At 40.7% G+C, this 18755-nt stretch carries 18 protein-coding genes and 2 riboswitches; all 18 genes read right to left on the bottom strand.

Annotated features, from left to right (window positions below; genetic code table 11):
* Nucleotides 1-80: 80 nt before the first annotated feature.
* Nucleotides 81-1478 carry a Fe-S cluster assembly protein SufB gene (gene sufB, locus ACHUFV_RS12390; RefSeq protein ID WP_394234534.1) on the bottom strand — a complete coding sequence of 466 codons (1398 nt, stop codon included), beginning with the start codon at nt 1476-1478 and terminating at the stop codon, nt 81-83.
* A gap of 91 nt (nt 1479-1569) precedes the next feature.
* Nucleotides 1570-2013 carry a Fe-S cluster assembly sulfur transfer protein SufU gene (gene sufU / locus ACHUFV_RS12395; RefSeq protein ID WP_394234536.1) on the bottom strand — a complete coding sequence of 148 codons (444 nt, stop codon included), beginning with the start codon at nt 2011-2013 and terminating at the stop codon, nt 1570-1572.
* Nucleotides 2003-3232 (bottom strand): cysteine desulfurase, encoded by a 1230-nt coding sequence (locus ACHUFV_RS12400; protein ID WP_394234538.1) that lies wholly within the window; start codon nt 3230-3232, stop codon nt 2003-2005. The genes sufU and ACHUFV_RS12400 overlap by 11 nt, the downstream gene beginning before the upstream one ends.
* On the bottom strand, nt 3232-4542 hold the full coding sequence (sufD, locus tag ACHUFV_RS12405) for a Fe-S cluster assembly protein SufD (protein WP_394234540.1): 1311 nt from the start codon (nt 4540-4542) through the stop codon (nt 3232-3234). The genes ACHUFV_RS12400 and sufD overlap by 1 nt, the downstream gene beginning before the upstream one ends.
* A 17-nt stretch (nt 4543-4559) precedes the next feature.
* On the bottom strand, nt 4560-5345 hold the full coding sequence (gene sufC, locus ACHUFV_RS12410) for a Fe-S cluster assembly ATPase SufC (RefSeq protein ID WP_394234542.1): 786 nt from the start codon (nt 5343-5345) through the stop codon (nt 4560-4562).
* Between the two features lie 500 nt (nt 5346-5845).
* Nucleotides 5846-6019, bottom strand: coding sequence for a hypothetical protein (locus ACHUFV_RS12415; protein ID WP_394234544.1), 174 nt, complete (start codon nt 6017-6019; stop codon nt 5846-5848).
* 292 nt (nt 6020-6311) lie between these two features.
* Nucleotides 6312-7160, bottom strand: a complete 849-nt coding sequence (locus ACHUFV_RS12420) for a MetQ/NlpA family ABC transporter substrate-binding protein (RefSeq protein ID WP_394234546.1) — start codon at nt 7158-7160, stop codon at nt 6312-6314.
* A 13-nt stretch (nt 7161-7173) separates the two neighbouring features.
* Nucleotides 7174-7842 (bottom strand): methionine ABC transporter permease, encoded by a 669-nt coding sequence (locus tag ACHUFV_RS12425; protein WP_394234548.1) that lies wholly within the window; start codon nt 7840-7842, stop codon nt 7174-7176.
* Nucleotides 7835-8860 (bottom strand): methionine ABC transporter ATP-binding protein, encoded by a 1026-nt coding sequence (locus tag ACHUFV_RS12430; RefSeq protein ID WP_394234550.1) that lies wholly within the window; start codon nt 8858-8860, stop codon nt 7835-7837. Before ACHUFV_RS12430 ends, ACHUFV_RS12425 begins: the two co-directional genes overlap by 8 nt.
* A 129-nt stretch (nt 8861-8989) precedes the next feature.
* Nucleotides 8990-9098, bottom strand: a riboswitch (SAM riboswitch).
* Nucleotides 9099-9294: 196 nt separating this feature from the next.
* On the bottom strand, nt 9295-10596 hold the full coding sequence (locus tag ACHUFV_RS12435) for an O-acetylhomoserine aminocarboxypropyltransferase/cysteine synthase family protein (RefSeq protein WP_394234551.1): 1302 nt from the start codon (nt 10594-10596) through the stop codon (nt 9295-9297).
* Between the two features lie 102 nt (nt 10597-10698).
* Nucleotides 10699-10797: riboswitch (SAM riboswitch) on the bottom strand.
* A gap of 56 nt (nt 10798-10853) precedes the next feature.
* Nucleotides 10854-11213 (bottom strand): hypothetical protein, encoded by a 360-nt coding sequence (locus ACHUFV_RS12440; protein ID WP_394234553.1) that lies wholly within the window; start codon nt 11211-11213, stop codon nt 10854-10856.
* Between the two features lie 396 nt (nt 11214-11609).
* Entirely contained in the window at nt 11610-11918 is a 309-nt protein-coding gene (locus ACHUFV_RS12445) for a thioredoxin family protein (protein ID WP_394234555.1), read from the bottom strand.
* A gap of 4 nt (nt 11919-11922) precedes the next feature.
* The gene (locus ACHUFV_RS12450; protein WP_394234557.1) at nt 11923-12279 is read right to left on the bottom strand and encodes a toprim domain-containing protein; all 357 of its coding nucleotides are present in this window, start codon (nt 12277-12279) and stop codon (nt 11923-11925) included.
* 49 nt (nt 12280-12328) lie between these two features.
* A complete protein-coding gene (gene gcvH / locus ACHUFV_RS12455; RefSeq protein WP_394234559.1) occupies nt 12329-12712 on the bottom strand; it encodes a glycine cleavage system protein GcvH in 384 nt (127 codons plus the stop codon).
* 65 nt (nt 12713-12777) lie between these two features.
* Nucleotides 12778-13134 carry an arsenate reductase family protein gene (locus ACHUFV_RS12460; protein WP_394234561.1) on the bottom strand — a complete coding sequence of 119 codons (357 nt, stop codon included), beginning with the start codon at nt 13132-13134 and terminating at the stop codon, nt 12778-12780.
* A gap of 197 nt (nt 13135-13331) precedes the next feature.
* On the bottom strand, nt 13332-15116 hold the full coding sequence (locus ACHUFV_RS12465) for an acyl-CoA dehydrogenase family protein (protein WP_394234563.1): 1785 nt from the start codon (nt 15114-15116) through the stop codon (nt 13332-13334).
* Nucleotides 15117-15132: 16 nt separating this feature from the next.
* Nucleotides 15133-16308, bottom strand: coding sequence for an acetyl-CoA C-acetyltransferase (locus ACHUFV_RS12470; RefSeq protein ID WP_394234565.1), 1176 nt, complete (start codon nt 16306-16308; stop codon nt 15133-15135).
* A gap of 45 nt (nt 16309-16353) precedes the next feature.
* Nucleotides 16354-18738, bottom strand: coding sequence for a 3-hydroxyacyl-CoA dehydrogenase/enoyl-CoA hydratase family protein (locus ACHUFV_RS12475; protein WP_394234567.1), 2385 nt, complete (start codon nt 18736-18738; stop codon nt 16354-16356).
* Nucleotides 18739-18755 lie beyond the last annotated feature (17 nt).

Here is an 18755-nt window from a genome sequence, read left to right on the forward strand (position 1 = left end):
AGTTAAGAATAGCTAATTATGAAGTAAATGTAAATGAAGTGAAAAACCGCCTACCATAGTGGCAAGCGGTCTGCATACGATTAACCGATAGAACCTTCCATTTCGAACTTGATTAAGCGGTTCATTTCAACGGCATATTCCATTGGTAATTCTTTTGTAAATGGTTCAATGAAGCCCATAACGATCATTTCAGTTGCTTCCTGCTCTGAAACACCGCGGCTCATTAAATAGAATAATTGTTCTTCTGAAACCTTTGATACTTTCGCTTCATGCTCAAGTGAAATATTATCATTTAAGATTTCATTGTATGGAATCGTATCTGATGTTGATTGATTATCCATAATTAATGTATCACATTCAATATTCGCACGAGCACCGTCCGCTTTACGGCCAAAATGAACCTGACCGCGGTAAGTTACTTTACCACCATGCTTTGAAATGGATTTAGACACTATCGTTGAAGATGTATTTGGCGCTAAATGAATCATTTTCGCACCGGCATCCTGATGCTGTCCTTTACCGGCGATTGCGATAGATAGAGTAAGACCACGCGCACCTTCACCTTTCAAGATAACAGCAGGATATTTCATTGTTAATTTAGAGCCGATGTTTCCGTCAATCCATTCCATTGTCGCGTTTGCTTCACAAACCGCACGCTTTGTTACAAGGTTAAACACGTTGTTTGCCCAGTTTTGAATGGTTGTATAACGACAATAGGCATCCTTCTTAATAATGATTTCAACAACTGCACTATGAAGTGAATTGGTTGTGTACACAGGTGCTGTACAGCCTTCTACGTAGTGCACGGATGCACCTTCATCAACAATAATCAGTGTACGCTCGAATTGACCCATGTTTTCTGAGTTAATACGGAAATACGCCTGCAGTGGTGTATCAACCTTTACACCCTTTGGTACATAGATGAAAGATCCACCAGACCATACAGCAGAGTTTAGCGCTGCAAACTTATTATCTGTCGGCGGAATTACCTTTGCCCAGTGCTCACGGAAAATATCTTCATTTTCACGCAAAGCTGAATCTGTATCCTTAAATACGATTCCAAGTGCTTCAAGATCTTCCTTCATATTATGATAAACAACCTCTGATTCGTATTGAGCAGAAACCCCTGCTAAATACTTCTGCTCAGCTTCAGGAATCCCTAGCTTATCGAAGGTCTGTTTGATTTCATCTGGAACTTCATCCCAGGATTTCTCTGATTTCTCTGATGGTTTTACGTAATACGTAATTTCATCAAAGTTTAATGAATTTAAATCTCCACCCCATTGCGGCATAGGCTTGCTGTAGAAAAGATCCAACGACTTCAAACGGAAATCAAGCATCCATTGTGGTTCATTTTTCATCTTTGAAATTTCTTCAACAATTTCCTTTGTTAAACCGCGCTTTGATCGGAAAATGGAGACGTCTTTATCATGAAAGCCATATTTGTAATCACCAATTTCAGGTGCTTTTTTTGCCATCGCCTTAGTCCTCCTTTATAAGGGAAGCAGACTGACTGCTTCCACTTACTATTTAAACCAAATCCAAATCTATCCTTCTATGGACAGAAACTTATTTATCTTCTTCATGAAGAGCCTTCTCCATGGCTTTCCACGCAAGTGTCGCACATTTGATACGTGCCGGAAACTTACATACCCCTTGTAGTGCTTCGATATCGCCCAAATCATCATCTTCATCAAAATCAAGGTCTTTGCCTTGAACCATATCTGAAAACGTATGTGCAAGCTTCAATGCTTCTTCACGGGGTCTGCCCTTAATTGCATCTGTCATCATCGATGCGGATGACATGGAAATTGAACAGCCTTCCCCTTCAAATTTTGCGTCAGTTACGATGTCATTTTCTATTTTAAGTGTAAGCTGAATCCGGTCACCACATGTCGGGTTATTCATATTTATCGTTAAACTGTCATCTTCTATAACACCTCTGTTACGAGGGTTTTTATAATGATCCATTATTACTTGTCTATAGAGTGTATCTAAATTATTAGAAGACATCGCTAAAATACTCCTTTGTTTTCACGAGTCCTTCCACAAGTCTATCGATATCCTCTTCAGAATTGTACAGATAGAAGCTAGCACGTGCAGTAGCTGATACATCAAGCCATTTCATTAACGGCTGTGCACAGTGATGTCCTGCTCTTACAGCAATCCCCTCTGCATCAAGGACAGTTGCAACATCATGTGGATGAACATCAGAAATATTAAAAGTAACAACCCCGGCACGTTTCTCTGCTTCTTTCGGGCCGTAGATTGAAATTCCTTCAATTGCAGACATTCTCTCAAGCGTGTAAGCTGCTAGCTTATGTTCATGCTCGAGGATATTGTCCAACCCAATCTCCTGTAGAAAATCGATGGCTGCACCTAATCCAATTGCTCCTGCAATGATTGGTGTACCACCTTCAAACTTCCATGGAAGCTCCTTCCATGAAGATTCGTAAAGTCCAACAAAATCAATCATTTCTCCGCCAAATTCAATCGGCTCCATCTTTTCTAATAAATGCTTTTTACCGTAAAGTGCGCCAATACCAGTTGGTCCACACATTTTATGTCCAGAAAAACCAAGGAAATCACAATCTAAATCCTGTACATCAATTTTCAAATGCGGTGCTCCCTGCGCCGCGTCAACAACCATTACAGCACCATTTTCATGGGCAATTTTTGCAATTTCCTTTATCGGATTCATAACGCCAAGAACGTTAGAAACCATTGTAACAGCAACAAGCTTAGTATTTGGTGTAATCGTCGCTCTTACATCATCTAATGATAATGTACCATCTTCCTGTAGAGGAAAATACTTTAATGTCGCTCCGGTATTTTTCGCCACCTGCTGCCATGGAATTAAATTGCTGTGATGCTCCATATACGTAATGACAATTTCATCGCCTTCATGAAGATTCGCATTCCCATAGCTGGAAGCAACCAAATTTAAAGCGGTTGTTGTTCCTCTTGTAAAAACAATTTCTTCAATCGATTTGGCATTGATAAATTTTCGTATCTTTTCACGAGCACCTTCATAAGCGTCAGTTGCTCTTGTTCCAAGCGTATGAACACCGCGGTGTACGTTGGAATTATCTAGACGGTAATAGTTTGAAATCGCGTCAATTACCTGAATCGGTTTTTGGGAAGTTGCAGCACTGTCAAGATAGACTAATGGATGTCCGTTCACTTCTTGATTTAATATAGGAAATAATTGTTTGATTTCTTTGATATTCATTACTGAACTTTCCTTTCGATGACTTCGACGAGTTGTTTTTTAACCCCTTCAATCGGCAATTGATTTACAACAGGTGCTAGGAATCCGTGAATAACAAGACGCTCTGCTTCCTTCTGTGTAATTCCTCGGCTCATTAAATAATAAAGCTGTGTTGGATCTACACGTCCGACAGATGCAGCATGTCCGGCCATTACATCGTCCTCATCAATAAGCAGGATTGGATTTGCATCACCGCGTGCTTTTTCGCTTAGCATAAGGATACGAGATTCCTGCTCAGCGTTTGATTTGGATGCACCATGTTCTATTTTACCGATACCATTAAAGATCGTTGTGGCACTTTCCTTCAATACGCCTCGTTTCAGAATGTTCGCTTCAGTGTTACGGCCAAAATGAACAATCTTCGTTGTAAAGTTTTGAATTTGTTCGCCTCGTCCAACAACAACTGATTTTGTATCACCACTTGAACCGTCACCAATTAGATTTGTTGTCGTTTCAGAAATGGTATTTCCATCATTCATTAAACCAAGGGACCAGCCAATTCGTGCATCCTTTGCAGCAATGCCGCGGCGGTTTACATAGGCAGTGATTCCTTTTGCAAGTGTATCAACTGAACCATACTGAACATTTGCATTCTGGTTCGCAATGACTTCCGTTATGATGTTAAAAACATTATCTTTCGCTTCAACCGTTGAAATGTAATTTTCAACATACGTAACAGAGCTGTTATCCTCAGCAACGATTAACACATGGTTAAATACATTTGCCTCAGCATCATCATGTAAAAAGACAGCCTGAACCGGCTCCTTTAGTTCCACATTTTTAGGAACATATAAGAAAGCTCCTCCGTTTAAAAGTGCTGCATGCAGTGCAGTTAGTTTATGTTCATCAACCTTTACGGCATCCTTCATGAAATACTTTTGAAGCAGATCGCCATGCTCACGTGCTGCTGTAAAAATGTCTGTAAACACAACACCACTCTCTTGTAATTCCGTAGAAAGCGAAATAAGTGTCGGACGGTTATTCCGTTGAATATATAATGATTGATTACTTTCATTGACATTAATTAATGACTTCACGCTGTCCGGCAGCTCGTCAAAGGAAGTGAAATCCTCACTTTTTATTATATGTTTGTCAAACTGAGTAAAGTTCCATTTGTCAATTTTTGTTTTGTCCGGATTTGGCATTGGAAGATTCTCAGCCTGTTCAAGGGCATTCACGCGGAGCTCAGTCAACCAGACAGGCTCACCCATTTCCTTTGAAAAAGAGTTGATGTACTCTTTTTCAAAAGTCTTTTTCATTTCTGTTGTCATGATAAAATCCTCCTAACTTACGCTTCTTGACCGACTGTTTCGTCTTCAATTCCGAGCTCTTGTTTAATCCAGTCATAACCTTCTGCTTCTAAACGTTGTGCAAGCTCAGGACCGCCTGACTTAACAACACGACCTTGCATCATTACATGAACAAAGTCAGGAGTAATATAGTTTAAAAGACGTTGATAGTGAGTAATTACTAAGCAGCCGAAATCTTCGCCGCGCATTTCGTTGATACCCTTTGAAACCACTTTTAATGCGTCGATATCAAGACCTGAATCGATTTCATCAAGGATGGCAATTTTCGGCTGAAGCATCATTAATTGAAGAATTTCATTACGCTTCTTTTCACCGCCAGAAAAACCTTCGTTTAAATAACGCTGTGCCATATCTGGATCCATATCAAGGAACTCCATTTTGCTGTCCATTGAACGGATAAATTTCATTAATGAGATTTCATTACCTTCGCCGCGACGGCTGTTGATTGCTGAACGAAGAAACTCAGCGTTTGTTACACCGCTAATCTCACTTGGATATTGCATGGCAAGAAAAAGACCTGCACGGGCACGTTCATCAACCGCCATTTCCAGAACGTTTTCTCCATCAAGCGTAATGCTTCCTTGTGTCACTTCATATTTTGGATGTCCCATAATGGCTGAAGATAAAGTGGATTTACCCGTTCCATTCGGACCCATGATCGCATGGAATTCTCCACCTTTTATTTCAAGGTTCACACCTTTCAAAATTTCTTTACCTTCAATAGAGACATGTAAGTCTTTAATGGTTAGTACAGATCCTGCCATAATTTTATTACCCTCCAGAAAAATAATTTATCTTGTCGGTTAGAAACCGGCTTTCTCAATTCTCAATCTATTCTCATTACAATCTTATACTAAATCATACTTGTTAGCAACATTTATGTAGTATTAACAAGCTTTTCAAACAAAACTATTTAGAAAGTCCGTTTTAACGCTATTGAGAATGGATTTAAGCTATTTTCAATTAGCATTTTCATGAAATATTTTTTTAAAAATTTCGGCTATATTGGCACACCCAACAATTCTTTTATAACAAAACTTCTAAAAATCACGAACTCACTACACACACCACCATTGCAAAATGAAAACTTCAATTTTCTTCTCATGTTAGTATGCTGCATTCAGTCCGTTTTATTTGGTGTCAGGCACCGCAAATGGACACTTCCATATAGTTTGTCTTTTTGTGGTGCCTGACACCAAAAAAACCAGCGCTTTTGGGTGGCACTGGTTTATGTATGGATATTTAATACAGAAATATATCTGGTTTAGTTATGGTGTTGCTTTTTAGCAAAATTTTCAGCTATTTTTCTGCTTTGACTATATTCTTGTTCGCGTCGGTTTTCGACTTTCATTCTTTCCTCACGCTTTTGGCAATAGACAACATAGCCAATTCCATGTGCATGATGCATCGCCTTTTCCATTTCATGTGTATAGTTCATATGTAAGCTGCTAATGTTCCTCAATCCTTTCCCAATATATGAGTCTGACGTAGCCTATGATGTTTTATTTTTATATGCTACCATCCCTCTTTAAAACTCCTCAAACTCGAAATTTACCCATTTTCAGCGTTTTTTCCTGTTTGATTCCATCCATTCGACAATATTCTTAATTTCTCTACTATTTTCTCCAATTTAAACTACCTTTCAACAGCAGGAAAAATTAAAATATTATTGTGATAAAACAAAAAGCCATAGCCCCTTTATAGGGGGCTATGGCTTTACGTTACCTATCTTATTCAGATACTGGTACAACAGCACCATCATATTGTTTTAAAATAAAATCTTGAATTTCCTTAGAACGTAATACTTCAACTAATGTCTTAATTTCTTCTTTATTTTCGTCACCTTTGCGCACAGCAATAATGTTCACATATGGTGATTTACTGTCTTCGATAGCAATTGAATCTTTAAGCGGATTTAAACCTGCATCAATCGCAAAGTTTGAGTTAATTAGAACAATGTCACCTTCGTTGTTATTAAAAATTTGTGGCAGTAGTTCTGCTGCATATTCTGTATCAAACTCTAAGTTTCTTGGGTTTTCTACGATATCATCTAACGTTGCAGCCGTTTTATCAATGCCCTCTTTTAATTTAATTAAGCCTTCTTTTTCAAGCAATGATAGAACACGGCCATGGTCGGCCACAGAGTTACTGATAATCACCTTTGCATTTTCCGGTAAATCCTTTAGTGACTTGTATTTCTTTGAATAAATACCGATTGGTTCGATATGGATGCCGCCAGCATTTGCAAATTTATAACCATTTTCTTTGATTTGCTGTTCAAAATAAGGAATATGCTGGAAATAGTTTGCATCCAGATCTCCTGAATCTAACGCTTGGTTTGGAAGAACATAATCCTGGAATGTTTCAATTTGAAGCTCAATTCCTTTTTCCTCTAAAATCGGTTTTGCCTGCTCTAAAATCTCAGCATGTGGTACGTTTGAAGCACCAATAACTATTTTTTTCATATCATCTTTTGAATCTGCTGCTGAATCATTTTTACTTTCCTCTGTTCCGCCACCGCATGCAGCAAGGACAAGAACAAAAACCAATGTAACTATTGCCGTTAACCATTTTTTCATTTTGACAACCCCTTTACCTTTTATCTATTTTATTAGTTATAATATCTCCAATAAATTGGATGATAAATACGATGACTAAAACCATTATAGTGGCCATTAATGTCACATCAAAACGGCTGCGCTGGAATCCTTCAAGATAGGCAAGGTTACCAAGACCGCCTGCCCCGATTACCCCTGCCATTGCGGTAAAACTTACCAATGAAATAGCAGTTACTGTAATTCCTGAGACAAGTGCGGGAAGAGATTCTGGAATCAAGACCTTCCAAATGATGGTGCTGGTTTTAGCTCCCATTGATCTCGCAGCTTCAATCACACCTTTATCAATTTCCCGAAGTCCAATTTCAACCATACGGGCATAAAATGGCGCTGAGCCGATTATTAATGCCGGTAATGCTGCATTTTCGCCAATCATTGTCCCAAAAATGAGTTTCGTAAATGGAATTAGAAGAACAATCAGGATAATAAACGGAATAGAACGGAATATATTGACAATAGCACTGATTACTTTATTAATTGTATAGTTTTGCCACAGATTTCCTTTAGCAGTTAAAAATAATAGTAAACCTAGAATAATACCAAGAATAAATGTTGCAAGTGTTGAAATCCCCGTCATATATAAGGTTTCATTCGTTGCTTCCCACATTTTTTCCCAATCAACATTTGGGAACCATTGATTAAGCATTCGAAATCACCTCCAAGCCAACCTGTTGTGTATCAATGTAGTCAATTGCTTTTTGAATTTCGTTTTCTTCCCCATCTAAGTGAATAAATAAAGTACCATAGGCCCCATTTTGGGTTTGCGATACCTTCCCCTGCAGAATATTAATCGTTATATCAAAATGACGGATTAAATTCGTAATCAGCGGCTTCTCAGCACCATCGCCAATAAAGGTGAGCTGGACGACTCTTCCTGAATGATACTCTTTAAGCAGATGTTCGATTGTTTCCTTTGTTTCTTCAGGCTCTGTCACCTGTTGAACAAATCGCTTTGTAATCGGCTGCTGCGGGTTTTTAAATACCTCTAATACCGTACCCATTTCAACGATTTTCCCTGCTTCCATCACAGCAACACGGTGACAAATCTTACGAATTACATGCATTTCATGCGTGATAAGAACAATCGTTAAACCCAGTCTTTTATTAATATCAACTAACAGCTCTAAGATCTGATCCGTCGTTTGCGGATCAAGTGCCGAGGTTGCTTCATCACATAATAGTACCTTTGGATTGTTAGCTAGAGCTCTTGCAATTCCAACCCGCTGCTTTTGACCGCCGCTCAGCTGTGCTGGGTATGCATCTTCCCTTCCCTGTAGTCCAACAAGCTGAATCAGCTCGTCTACTCGTTTCATTCGCTTTTGTTTCGGAACACCGGCGATTTCAAGCGGAAAGGAAATATTTTCTCTTACTGTTCTTGACCAAAGCAAGTTAAAATGTTGAAAAATCATGCTGATTTCCTGACGGGCTTCCCTTAATTTAGATCCTTTTATATGGGAGACTTGTTTACCTGCTACCGTGACGGAACCTTCAGAAGGAAGCTCAAGACCATTTAACATTCTGATCAATGTACTTTTTCCCGCACCACTGTATCCGATAACACCAAATATTTCGCCGTCTTTTACGTCAAGGTTTACATCCGTTACGGCAGTCACTTTTCCCTGTTTCGTGGAGAAAACCTTTTTTACACTTTTGATTGAAATCATGTGATTTCACCCCTTTACTATCCATATGATATCCAATAAAATCCCACTGAAAATACGTTAATGTTTAACGTTTATACAAATAAATGCCTTTCTGCATATGAGCAGAAAGGCATAAAAATGTGTACCTTTCTCTCATCTATCAAAGCATAACGCTTTGTGTGAATTGGCACCGTGTCAATTTGATATTGACGGTTGCCGGGTTTCATCGGGCACATCCCTCCACCTCTCTTGATAAGAGCAAACATGTATATTTAATTTATCGTGTCAAGTACTTTTACTTTAAGGAATTTAATAGTTACGAATGATATCGTATCATGGATAGAAAAGAGTGTCAATTACAATAATTATATTTTGAGATAATAATATTTTAATATTTTAACAAGCACAGTCATTCCGATGACAAAAAGATACTATGTAAACATAGTTAAATCCAATTATAAAGAAGACTCACCTGTTGCCTTAAAAATAGCCTGCTCTAAATCCTCGATTAAATCCTCAACATTTTCAATTCCAACAGAAAGACGAATTAAATCCTCTGTTACTCCTGCAGCGATTAAGCCTTCAGCATCCAATTGCTGATGTGTTGTGCTTGCCGGATGGATAATTAAACTTTTCGCATCTCCAACATTGGCAACATGTGCCCATAGTTCAATATTATTGATTAGCTTTGCTCCAGCTTCCCTGCCGCCAGTAATACCAAATACAATCATAGATCCAGCGCCTTTAGGTAAATATTTTTCTACCAGCGCTTTATCCTTGCTGTTTTCACTGCCAGGATAAAGAACCCAGCTAACAGAAGGATGTTTTTCTAAGTATTCTACTACTTTAACAGCATTCGCAACATGTTCCTTCATTCTTACATGAAGTGTTTCTAGACCTAACACAAATTGGAAAGCATTTTGCGGACTTAAAGCAGGTCCCATATCGCGTAGAAGCTGGACACGCGCTTTCGTGATATATGCTGCAGCACCGATTGCTTCACTGTATACAAGCCCATGATAGCTTTCGTCAGGCTCTGTTAAACCAGGAAACTTCGGTGAATTCCAATCAAATTTACCTGCGTCAACGATGATACCGCCGGTAGTCGTTCCATTACCCAATAACCATTTTGTTGCTGAATGGACTACAATATCTGCGCCAAATTCAATTGGACGGCAGAGGTATGGAGTAGCAAATGTATTATCGATAATAAGCGGAACTCCTGCTTCATGAGCAATTTCAGCCACTTTTTCAATATCAAGAACCTTTAGACTTGGATTCCCGATAGTTTCAGCAAAAACAGCCTTTGTTTTTTCAGTAATCGCAGAGCGGAAGTTCTCCGGATCTTCTGGATCGACAAAAGTAACGTTGATTCCGTATTTTGGAAGTGTGACAGCAAATAAGTTATATGTACCGCCGTACAGGTTTGAAGCCGCAACGATTTCATCACCGGCTTCAGCTATATTTAAAATAGCAAGGGTTATAGCTGCCATTCCGCTGGCTGTCGCAAGAGACCCGATTCCGCCTTCTAGTAAGGCAACTCTTTCCTCGAAAACAGTTACTGTTGGATTGTGAATACGAGTGTAAATATAGCCCGGTTCAGCTAAACCAAATAGATTTGCTGCATGCTCAGTGCTTTTAAATTGATACGCATTATTTTGATAAATTGGTACTGCTCTTGCTCCTGTTACTGGGTCTGGCTGCAGTCCGCCATGTACTCCTAATGTTTCTAGACGATAATTTTTTTCTGACATCATTATCTCTCCTTTTGTTTTACATACAAACGTGATAAAAGCCGTAAATACCTTTAGAAGAAACAAAAAAACCTTCTTTTCACAGGAAGAAGGGTTTTAGTCATCTTCTTATCTGTCAGAGTTTACACTCTGCTGGATTTAGCACCGTGTTTCCCCGGTTGCTGGGCTTCATCGGGCCAGTCCCTCCGCCTCTCTTGATAAGAAACTATTTAGTTGATACTCAAATATTACCATGATTACCAATTATTCGTCAATTAGTTTCACGAAATTTTAGTAAACATATTTGTTTTGTCAGATTTAGCTAGAAATAGTAGAGATTCTACAAGCAGCAGCTCTCGAAAAGTAAATGTAGATATAACCGCTTTATGCTTCACAGCTTCCCTTAGTTTTCGTTCACCGGATAGAAGAGAATGCAAAATTTCACTTTTCAATTCTATTCTTTTTACCTTTGTTCGATAATTACTTTCTTCATCAAGGGCAATAGAGCCATTCTTAATGTTTACAAGGATAACATCCTGTTCCGTTTTCACCGCAAAAGAAAAAAAGACATCCTTTAGAAGCAGACTGACTCCTTGTTTTCGGTTCACTTCATTAAGCCAGCTTTTTATCTGATCTACCATTCTAACCACCACCCAGCTTCACTTAACTTTATGTATATATTCACTGATACTAGGGTGGATTCCTGCCATCACAGCATAATTCTTCTCTGTTATTACAATGATGTTGATTTCCGTTCAAGAAACTTCGCTTTCCGCGGGCGACCGCCGAGCCTCCTCAACACTGCGTGTCTCCGGGGTCTCGACTGTCTCCCTTCTCCCGCAGGACACTGAATTGCTCCCCTGAATCCGCCCACGCACGAGAAAATTCGATAGAATTTTCGAGGAGTCTTCGTGCCTTCCACTACAATCAACAGCAGGGTATAATCAATATTTATTCATAAACTAAGCGTGTATATAAAAGGAGGAAAGTAGCCCAGTGAAGCACTTCTTCCCTCCCTTTACATAGAAAAACTGACTCTAAAAGAATGATTTAATTTTCTGGACTAAATACGGGACTGATTGAAAGGCATACAGTTTATCAGCCATGTCGCCTTTATCAAGGAAGACGAGGCATGGGACACTTTCAACCTCCCATTTTCGTGCCAGCTCCGGCATGTAATTTAAATTAATTTTGCCTACCGTTATATCAGGCAGTACTTTTTCCGTAACGGACAGCATTTTCCCCGCTACCTGACAGGTCCCGCAAAAGGGTGTATACAGGTAGACTAGACCTGAGCCTTGTTGTTTTATAAAATCTTCGAGATCCTCTCTGCTCCATTCATTCATTAGGTTAACCTCTGTCTAAGTATTGGGTGTGAACCTCTATATTGGCTCCTATTAATACTGCGGCTAGATGAAATTCCGGCGCACTTGCTACTTCTCGATACATTTTATCAATAAAGAGATGCTCTGCACGTGGAAATTCTCTCATTAGCTGCTTACGAAGCTTCTCGCCTGCAGCATCGGCGTCAACTAATACATATACATCCTTATCATATAAGGTATCAATCCACTCATCTAAGAGCGACGCACTAATGGTTCCATTTGTACATATGATTTCAATCGGTTCTTTGACAATTGACTTCACTTTTCTTTTATCTGAAGTCCCCTCAACAATAATCACCTTATCATGACCTAAAATTCCCATTTCCCCCTTTAAATGCAGAAAGCGCCCAGTAGGCGCAATCAGCTGAATTTTAGTCTTCTTTTGTCATTTCTTCATACTGCTCTGCAGTCATCAACTTGTCAACCTCTGACATATCAGACGGTTCAATGACAACCATCCAAGCCTTCTCATAAGGGGACTCATTGACAAATTGTGGATCATCCGCCAACGCTTCATTTACTTCAACGACTTTCCCGCTGATAGGTGCATATAATTCCGAAACTGTTTTAACAGACTCTACACTGCCAAACGGTTCATTTACAGATAATTCATCCCCCACTTCAGGAAGCTCAACAAAAACAATATCACCTAGTTCATGCTGTGCAAACTCTGTGATACCGACACGAACCTTATCATTTTCAACCTTTACCCATTCATGTTCCTCGGAGTAACGTAATTCTTTTGGTGCGTTCATTCCTATCCCTCCAATTTATGTTTTAAGACCCATTCAAGACCTGCTGTTAGGTTGAGAGTCTTGTCTTAACCCCATGTTTCAGCAAATTGTTCTTCCTTGAAGCCAACAGTTACCTTATGGGAATCTGTTGCGATCGGGCGTTTGATTAACATTCCGTCCGATGCTAGTAAATCAAGCAATTCATCTTCAGATGCTTCTTTTATACGATCCTTCATACCTAAATCGCGGTATTTCTGACCACTCGTATTAAAGAACTTTTTAATATCCAGTCCGCTGTTTTTAATCATATCCACGAGCTCTGCACGTGACGGCGGATTATCAACAATATGTATTTCTTCATACTTAATATCGTGGTCATCAAACCACTTTTTAGCTTTTCTGCATGTACCGCATTTAGGGTACCAATAAAACGAAAGTGCCAATTCATCACCTCATATCTAGCTTGTCCAAATCTTAGCATACATTTTCATCCGTTTTGTATAAAAGGTCACAATAGACCTTATATTTTTATTCTACTTTTCTTTACAATATCCTCCAAGGAATTAAAAAATATTCAAGAAATCAGCAAAATAATACGTTTTACCATCAGCAGAAAAAGTTCCTGCTGATGGTATTTTTATTATAACGTATATCGCTCTGCTTCAATTATTTTCGCTGCAGCTTCTCGTTTCTTTGCAATACTATTAACCGGGGTATGACGTGTAAACTTGCGCAGGGCAGAAAGCATCAAGCGAAGACTGTCGCCTTGTTCAACTGCAATCAAGGTTTCCTTTGCATCCTGCTCTATTTTCTGAAACGCTTCCTGGCAGAAAATTTCTGTATAAAGAAGCTTTTGCTTACTTTTCTCTGCCCCGGCCTTATGCAACGCCTTTTCCGTCCGTAATACCGCTGATTCCATTGCATACGTATGAATCATCATATCCGCGATATTCACTAATATCTCCTGCTCTTTTTCTAATGCTTCCCCAAATTTTTGTACAGCTAGGCCTAACGCTAACAGCCCTATCTTTTTCGCGTTAGCAACTAGATATTTTTCCTTTGCCAGCGGTTCATCTTCTGGCTCTGTAGGCATAAACAGCATTAATTCTCCCTGTAGGCTTTGTGCTTTTTGTAGAAGCGGGAGCTCACCTTTTACAGCCTTGCGCAAAAAGGTACCAGGTATCAAAAGGCGGTTAATTTCATTTGTTCCCTCAAAAATCCGGTTAATTCTCGAATCACGATAAATCCGCTCAATCTCATATTCCTGCATATACCCGTAACCACCGTGAAGCTGCAGTCCTTCGTCCGCTATATAATCAAGCATCTCTGAGGCAAACACTTTATTTATCGAGCACTCAATGGCATATTCAGCAATGGATTTTGCTACTTCTTTGCCATCATTAACCTGCTCCGTTGAGAGTTTACTCATCCTATCCTCAAACAATCCTACGGTGCGGTAAACAGAGCTTTCAGCAGCATACAATCTTGCAGCCATATTGGCCAATTTCTCTTTGGTTAAATGAAAACCAGAAATCAATTGTTTAAACTGCTGGCGCTGGTTCGTATACTGAACAGTCAATTCAAATGCTCTTTTTGCGGCACCAACTGCTCCAACTCCCAGCTTATAGCGGCCAATATTGAGAATGTTAAAGGCTATGACATGACCTTTCCCATATTCCCCAAGAAGGTTTTCTTTTGGTACAAGTGCATCCTGAAAAATTAACGTGCGTGTGGAGGAGCCCTTAATCCCCATCTTTTTTTCCTCAGAGCCTGTGGAAACACCCGGATAATCCCTCTCAACTATAAAAGCAGAAAAATGCTGCCCGTCAATTTTTGCGTAGACAATAAACAGATCAGCAAAGCCTGAATTGGTAATCCACTGCTTCTCACCGTTTAGAATATAATGTGTCCCTTCAGGATTAAGCTTGGCAGTTGTTTTAGCACCTAATGCATCAGAACCGGAGCCTGGCTCTGTCAGAGCGTAAGCAGCTATTTTCTCTCCTGTTGCCAAAAATGGTAAGTAGGTTTGTTTTTGCTTTTCATTTCCAAACAACACAATCGGCAAGGTGCCAATCCCGACATGGGCCCCATGTGTAATGGAAAAAGCACCGGCCCGTGACATTTTTTCGGCAATCAGCGCTGAGCTTACCTTATCTAGCCCCAAGCCCCCATATTCTTCCGGCACATCCGCAGCCAATAAGCCAAGTTCACCTGCCTGCTCTAATAGCCTGACAGACCGATCAAATTCATGATTTTCAATATACTCTACCTCAGGAAGAACCTGATTTATAACAAATTCCTCTGTCGTTTTCGCGATTAATTTATGCTCATCACTATAATCTTCAGGGGTAAAAACGTGTTTGGGGGCAACCTCATCAATTAAAAAGCTTCCACCCTTCGGAACTGAATTTGTTTTGTTAGGCATACTATATCTCCTCTCCTTAAACCAGCTCGAATACTCCTGCAGCACCCATACCGCCGCCGATACACATCGTGACGATTCCAAACTGCACCTGCCTACGCATCATTTCATGTAATAAGGTTAATGTTAATTTTGTGCCCGTACAGCCAAGCGGATGACCTAACGCAATGGCACCGCCGTTCACATTTACTTTTTCTTCATCTATACCTAGCTCACGGATAACCTGAAGTGACTGAGAAGCGAACGCTTCATTTAATTCAATTAAGCCAATATCGGAGAGCTCTAACCCCGCCAGCTTCAAGGCTTTCGGAACAGCAGCAACAGGACCGATGCCCATGATTTCGGGAGGAACGCCTCCAACAGCAAAGGATTTCAGCTTAGCCATTGGCTTTAAGCCTAATGCCTTGGCTTTGTCATGGTTCATAACCATCACAGCAGCTGCACCGTCACTCATTTGTGAGGAATTCCCCGCTGTCACCGTTCCGTTAACCGAAAACGAAGGCCGCAGCTTCGACAACGCGGCCATATTAGTATCAGGACGAACACCTTCATCTTCACGAAACAAGCGAGTCGTTTCCTTCAGCTTATGGTCCTGCCCGATTGAACGGAAGGAAACCTCCACAGGTACAATTTCATCAACAAATTTACCTGCTGAAATAGCCCTTGCCGCCTTTTGATGGCTGTGAACGGCAAAGCGATCCTGGTCTTCTCTCGAGATTCCGAACTTCTTTGCTACTTCCTCTGCGGTGTGGCCCATACTCATATAATATTGGGGGGCTTCTTCTGCAAGTCTAATATTCGGTCGAACCACATGGCCCATCATCGGAACCATGCTCATCGATTCAGCTCCACCGGCAATAATCGTATCAGCATGACCCAGCATGATTCTTTCCGCACCATAGGCAATGGACTGTAAGCCTGATGAGCAATAACGATTGATTGTAATCGCCGGTACCGTATGCGAAAGACCTGCCAGCGCTCCAATATTCCGGGCCATATTCATTCCCTGCTCGGCCTCTGGCATGGCGCAGCCTATAATCAAATCATCAATAGTTCCTTCATAACCCCCTGCACGCTTTAATGTTTCCTTCACAGCGAGTGCACCTAAATCATCCGGTCGAACCCCTGCAAGCGACCCTTTCTTTGCTTTACCAACCGGGGTTCGAGCTCCGGCTACAATGACTGCTTCATTCATTCCTGTCGCCCCTCTCCTTAATAAAAATGGCCTATTTTCCACACCTTAATTTCGAAGCGGCTTTCCCTTTAAAAGCATATGCTGCATACGTTCCTGAGACTTTTTCTCCGCAACAAGACTTAGAAAGGCTTCTTTTTCCAGCTGGAGCAGATATTCCTCCTCCACCTTTGTTCCGTATGGTACTCTACCCCCTGCAATAACATAGGCGAGCTTTCGAGCGATTTTCATATCATGATCCGAAATATACCCGGATGTTCTCATCGCCTGTGCTCCAAGTAACAGGGCCGCATACCCGGTTTCACCGACAACCGGAATTTTCTGCTTAAGTGGCGGCTTATAGCCTTTTTCATCAAGAGAAAGAACTGTTTGCTTGGCATCATATAGGAGGAAGTCCCCGTTGGCGCTGATTCCATCGTTCACATGTAAAAAACGATTATCCCGCGCCTCTACTCCTGAAGTTGAGACCTTTGCGAGTGCTATCGTTTCGAAAACCTGATTGGCTATCTTTTGTAGATCGACCTCAACCCCTTCTGGAATCGAGTTTAGATGCTTTAGATAAAGTTCTTTATTTCCTCCTCCGCCTGGAATGAGTCCAACACCCGTTTCAACCAGGCCGATATAGGTTTCCATTGATGCCTGGATACGAGCTGCCGGTAAACAAACCTCCGCTCCTCCGCCAAGCGTCATGGCAAACGGTGCTGCTACTACAGGCTTTGTACTATATTTGATTTTCATCATCGTCTGTTGAAAGGATGATACAATCCACTCTAGTTCAAATAATGAATCATCCTGCGCTTCCATTAAAATCATCGCTAGATTGGCGCCGACACAAAAGTTCCTGCCCTGATTCCCTATGACAAGTCCTTTATAATTTTTCTCCACTTCATCGATTGCAAATTGAATCATTTGTAAAATATCAGGACCAATTGCATTATTCTGTGAATGGAATTCCAAGAGCGCTACCCCGTCACCTATATCGATTAAGCTTGCACCGCTGTTCTTTTTAATGACCCCATTTCGCTGCTTGATTTTTGTCAGATTAAGGATTTTTGGATTTTCCTCGATAAGACGATATTCACCGTTATGATAAAAATAGCTGTCACCGTTCTCTTTTTTATAAAAGGACGAACAGCCATTGTGCAGCATTTCCTCAATTAATTTTGGAACAGGAGCATTTGTTGCTTTAAGCTTTTTAACGGATTGCTCTAGACCGATGCAATCCCATAGCTCAAACGGACCCTGCTTCCAACCAAATCCCCATTTCATGGCCTGATCAATGGAAACAATATCATCGGCAATTTCTCCGAGCAGGTCAGCGGAATAAATCAGGACAGGGGCCAGAATATTCCATAACAGCTTTCCAGCACGATCCTCGCTGTACAAAAGCGTTTTCATCTTTTTTGAGATGTCCTTTTCTTGCTTGCTTTGTTCAATTGCGGCTGTCGTTAATTTTTTCCGCGGGATATATTCTAATGTGGAAGGATCCAACTCAAGGATTTCCTTGCCTTTTTTCAAGAAAAAGCCCTGCCCTGATTTGCTTCCTAACCAACCGTTTTGTAGCATTTTTTTCATAAAATTAGGGATTTCAAATACCTCTCGTTCCTTTCCCGCGGTTTGCTGATACACGTTATCCGCTACATGGGCGAAGGTATCTAGACCAACCACGTCAAGCGTTCGGAAGGTAGCGCTTTTTGGGCGGCCAATCAGCGGACCCGTAACAGAATCTACTTCTCCGATACTATAACCACCTTCAGCCATTTCCTTTACCGTCACAAGCAGTCCGTACGTTCCGATGCGGTTAGCAATAAAGTTTGGAGTATCCTTTGCCATGACTACACCTTTACCAAGCTGCTCCTCACCGAACTGTTTCATGAAGCGAATGACATGCGCATCAGTATCCTTTGTTGGAATCACTTCAAGCAGCTTTAAATAGCGGGGTGGATTAAAAAAGTGGGTTCCGAGAAAATGCCTTTTGAAATCATCTGAGCGGTTTTCAGCGATGGCATGAACTGAAATTCCAGATGTATTGGAGCTTACGATGCTTCCAGGTCTGCGATATTGATCAACCATTGCAAAGAGTTGCTTTTTAATTTCAAGATTTTCAACTACCACTTCAATAATCCAATCCACCTTCTGCAATCGCGGCAAATCATCCTCTAAATTTCCAGCTTCAAGTAGAGCAAGATTTTTGACCGATGTTAAGGGTGCAGGCTTTTGTTTTAAGAGCTTTTGCAGCGCATTTTCGCTGATTCGGTTGCGAACAGGTTTATCTTCAAGTGTTAAGCCTCTTGCTTTTTCACTATCTGTTAATTGGGCTGGAACGACGTCGAGCAGCAGTGTCGGAATCCCGATATTAGCCAGGTGGGCTGCAATTGCCGAGCCCATCACTCCTGACCCAAGGACTGCTGCTTTACGAATCGATTGAATCATGAGAAATCCCTCCTTTT

The organism is Niallia oryzisoli (genome assembly GCF_043641075.1).
GTDB classification, from domain to species: domain Bacteria; phylum Bacillota; class Bacilli; order Bacillales; family Cytobacillaceae; genus Bacillus_BD; species Bacillus_BD oryzisoli_A.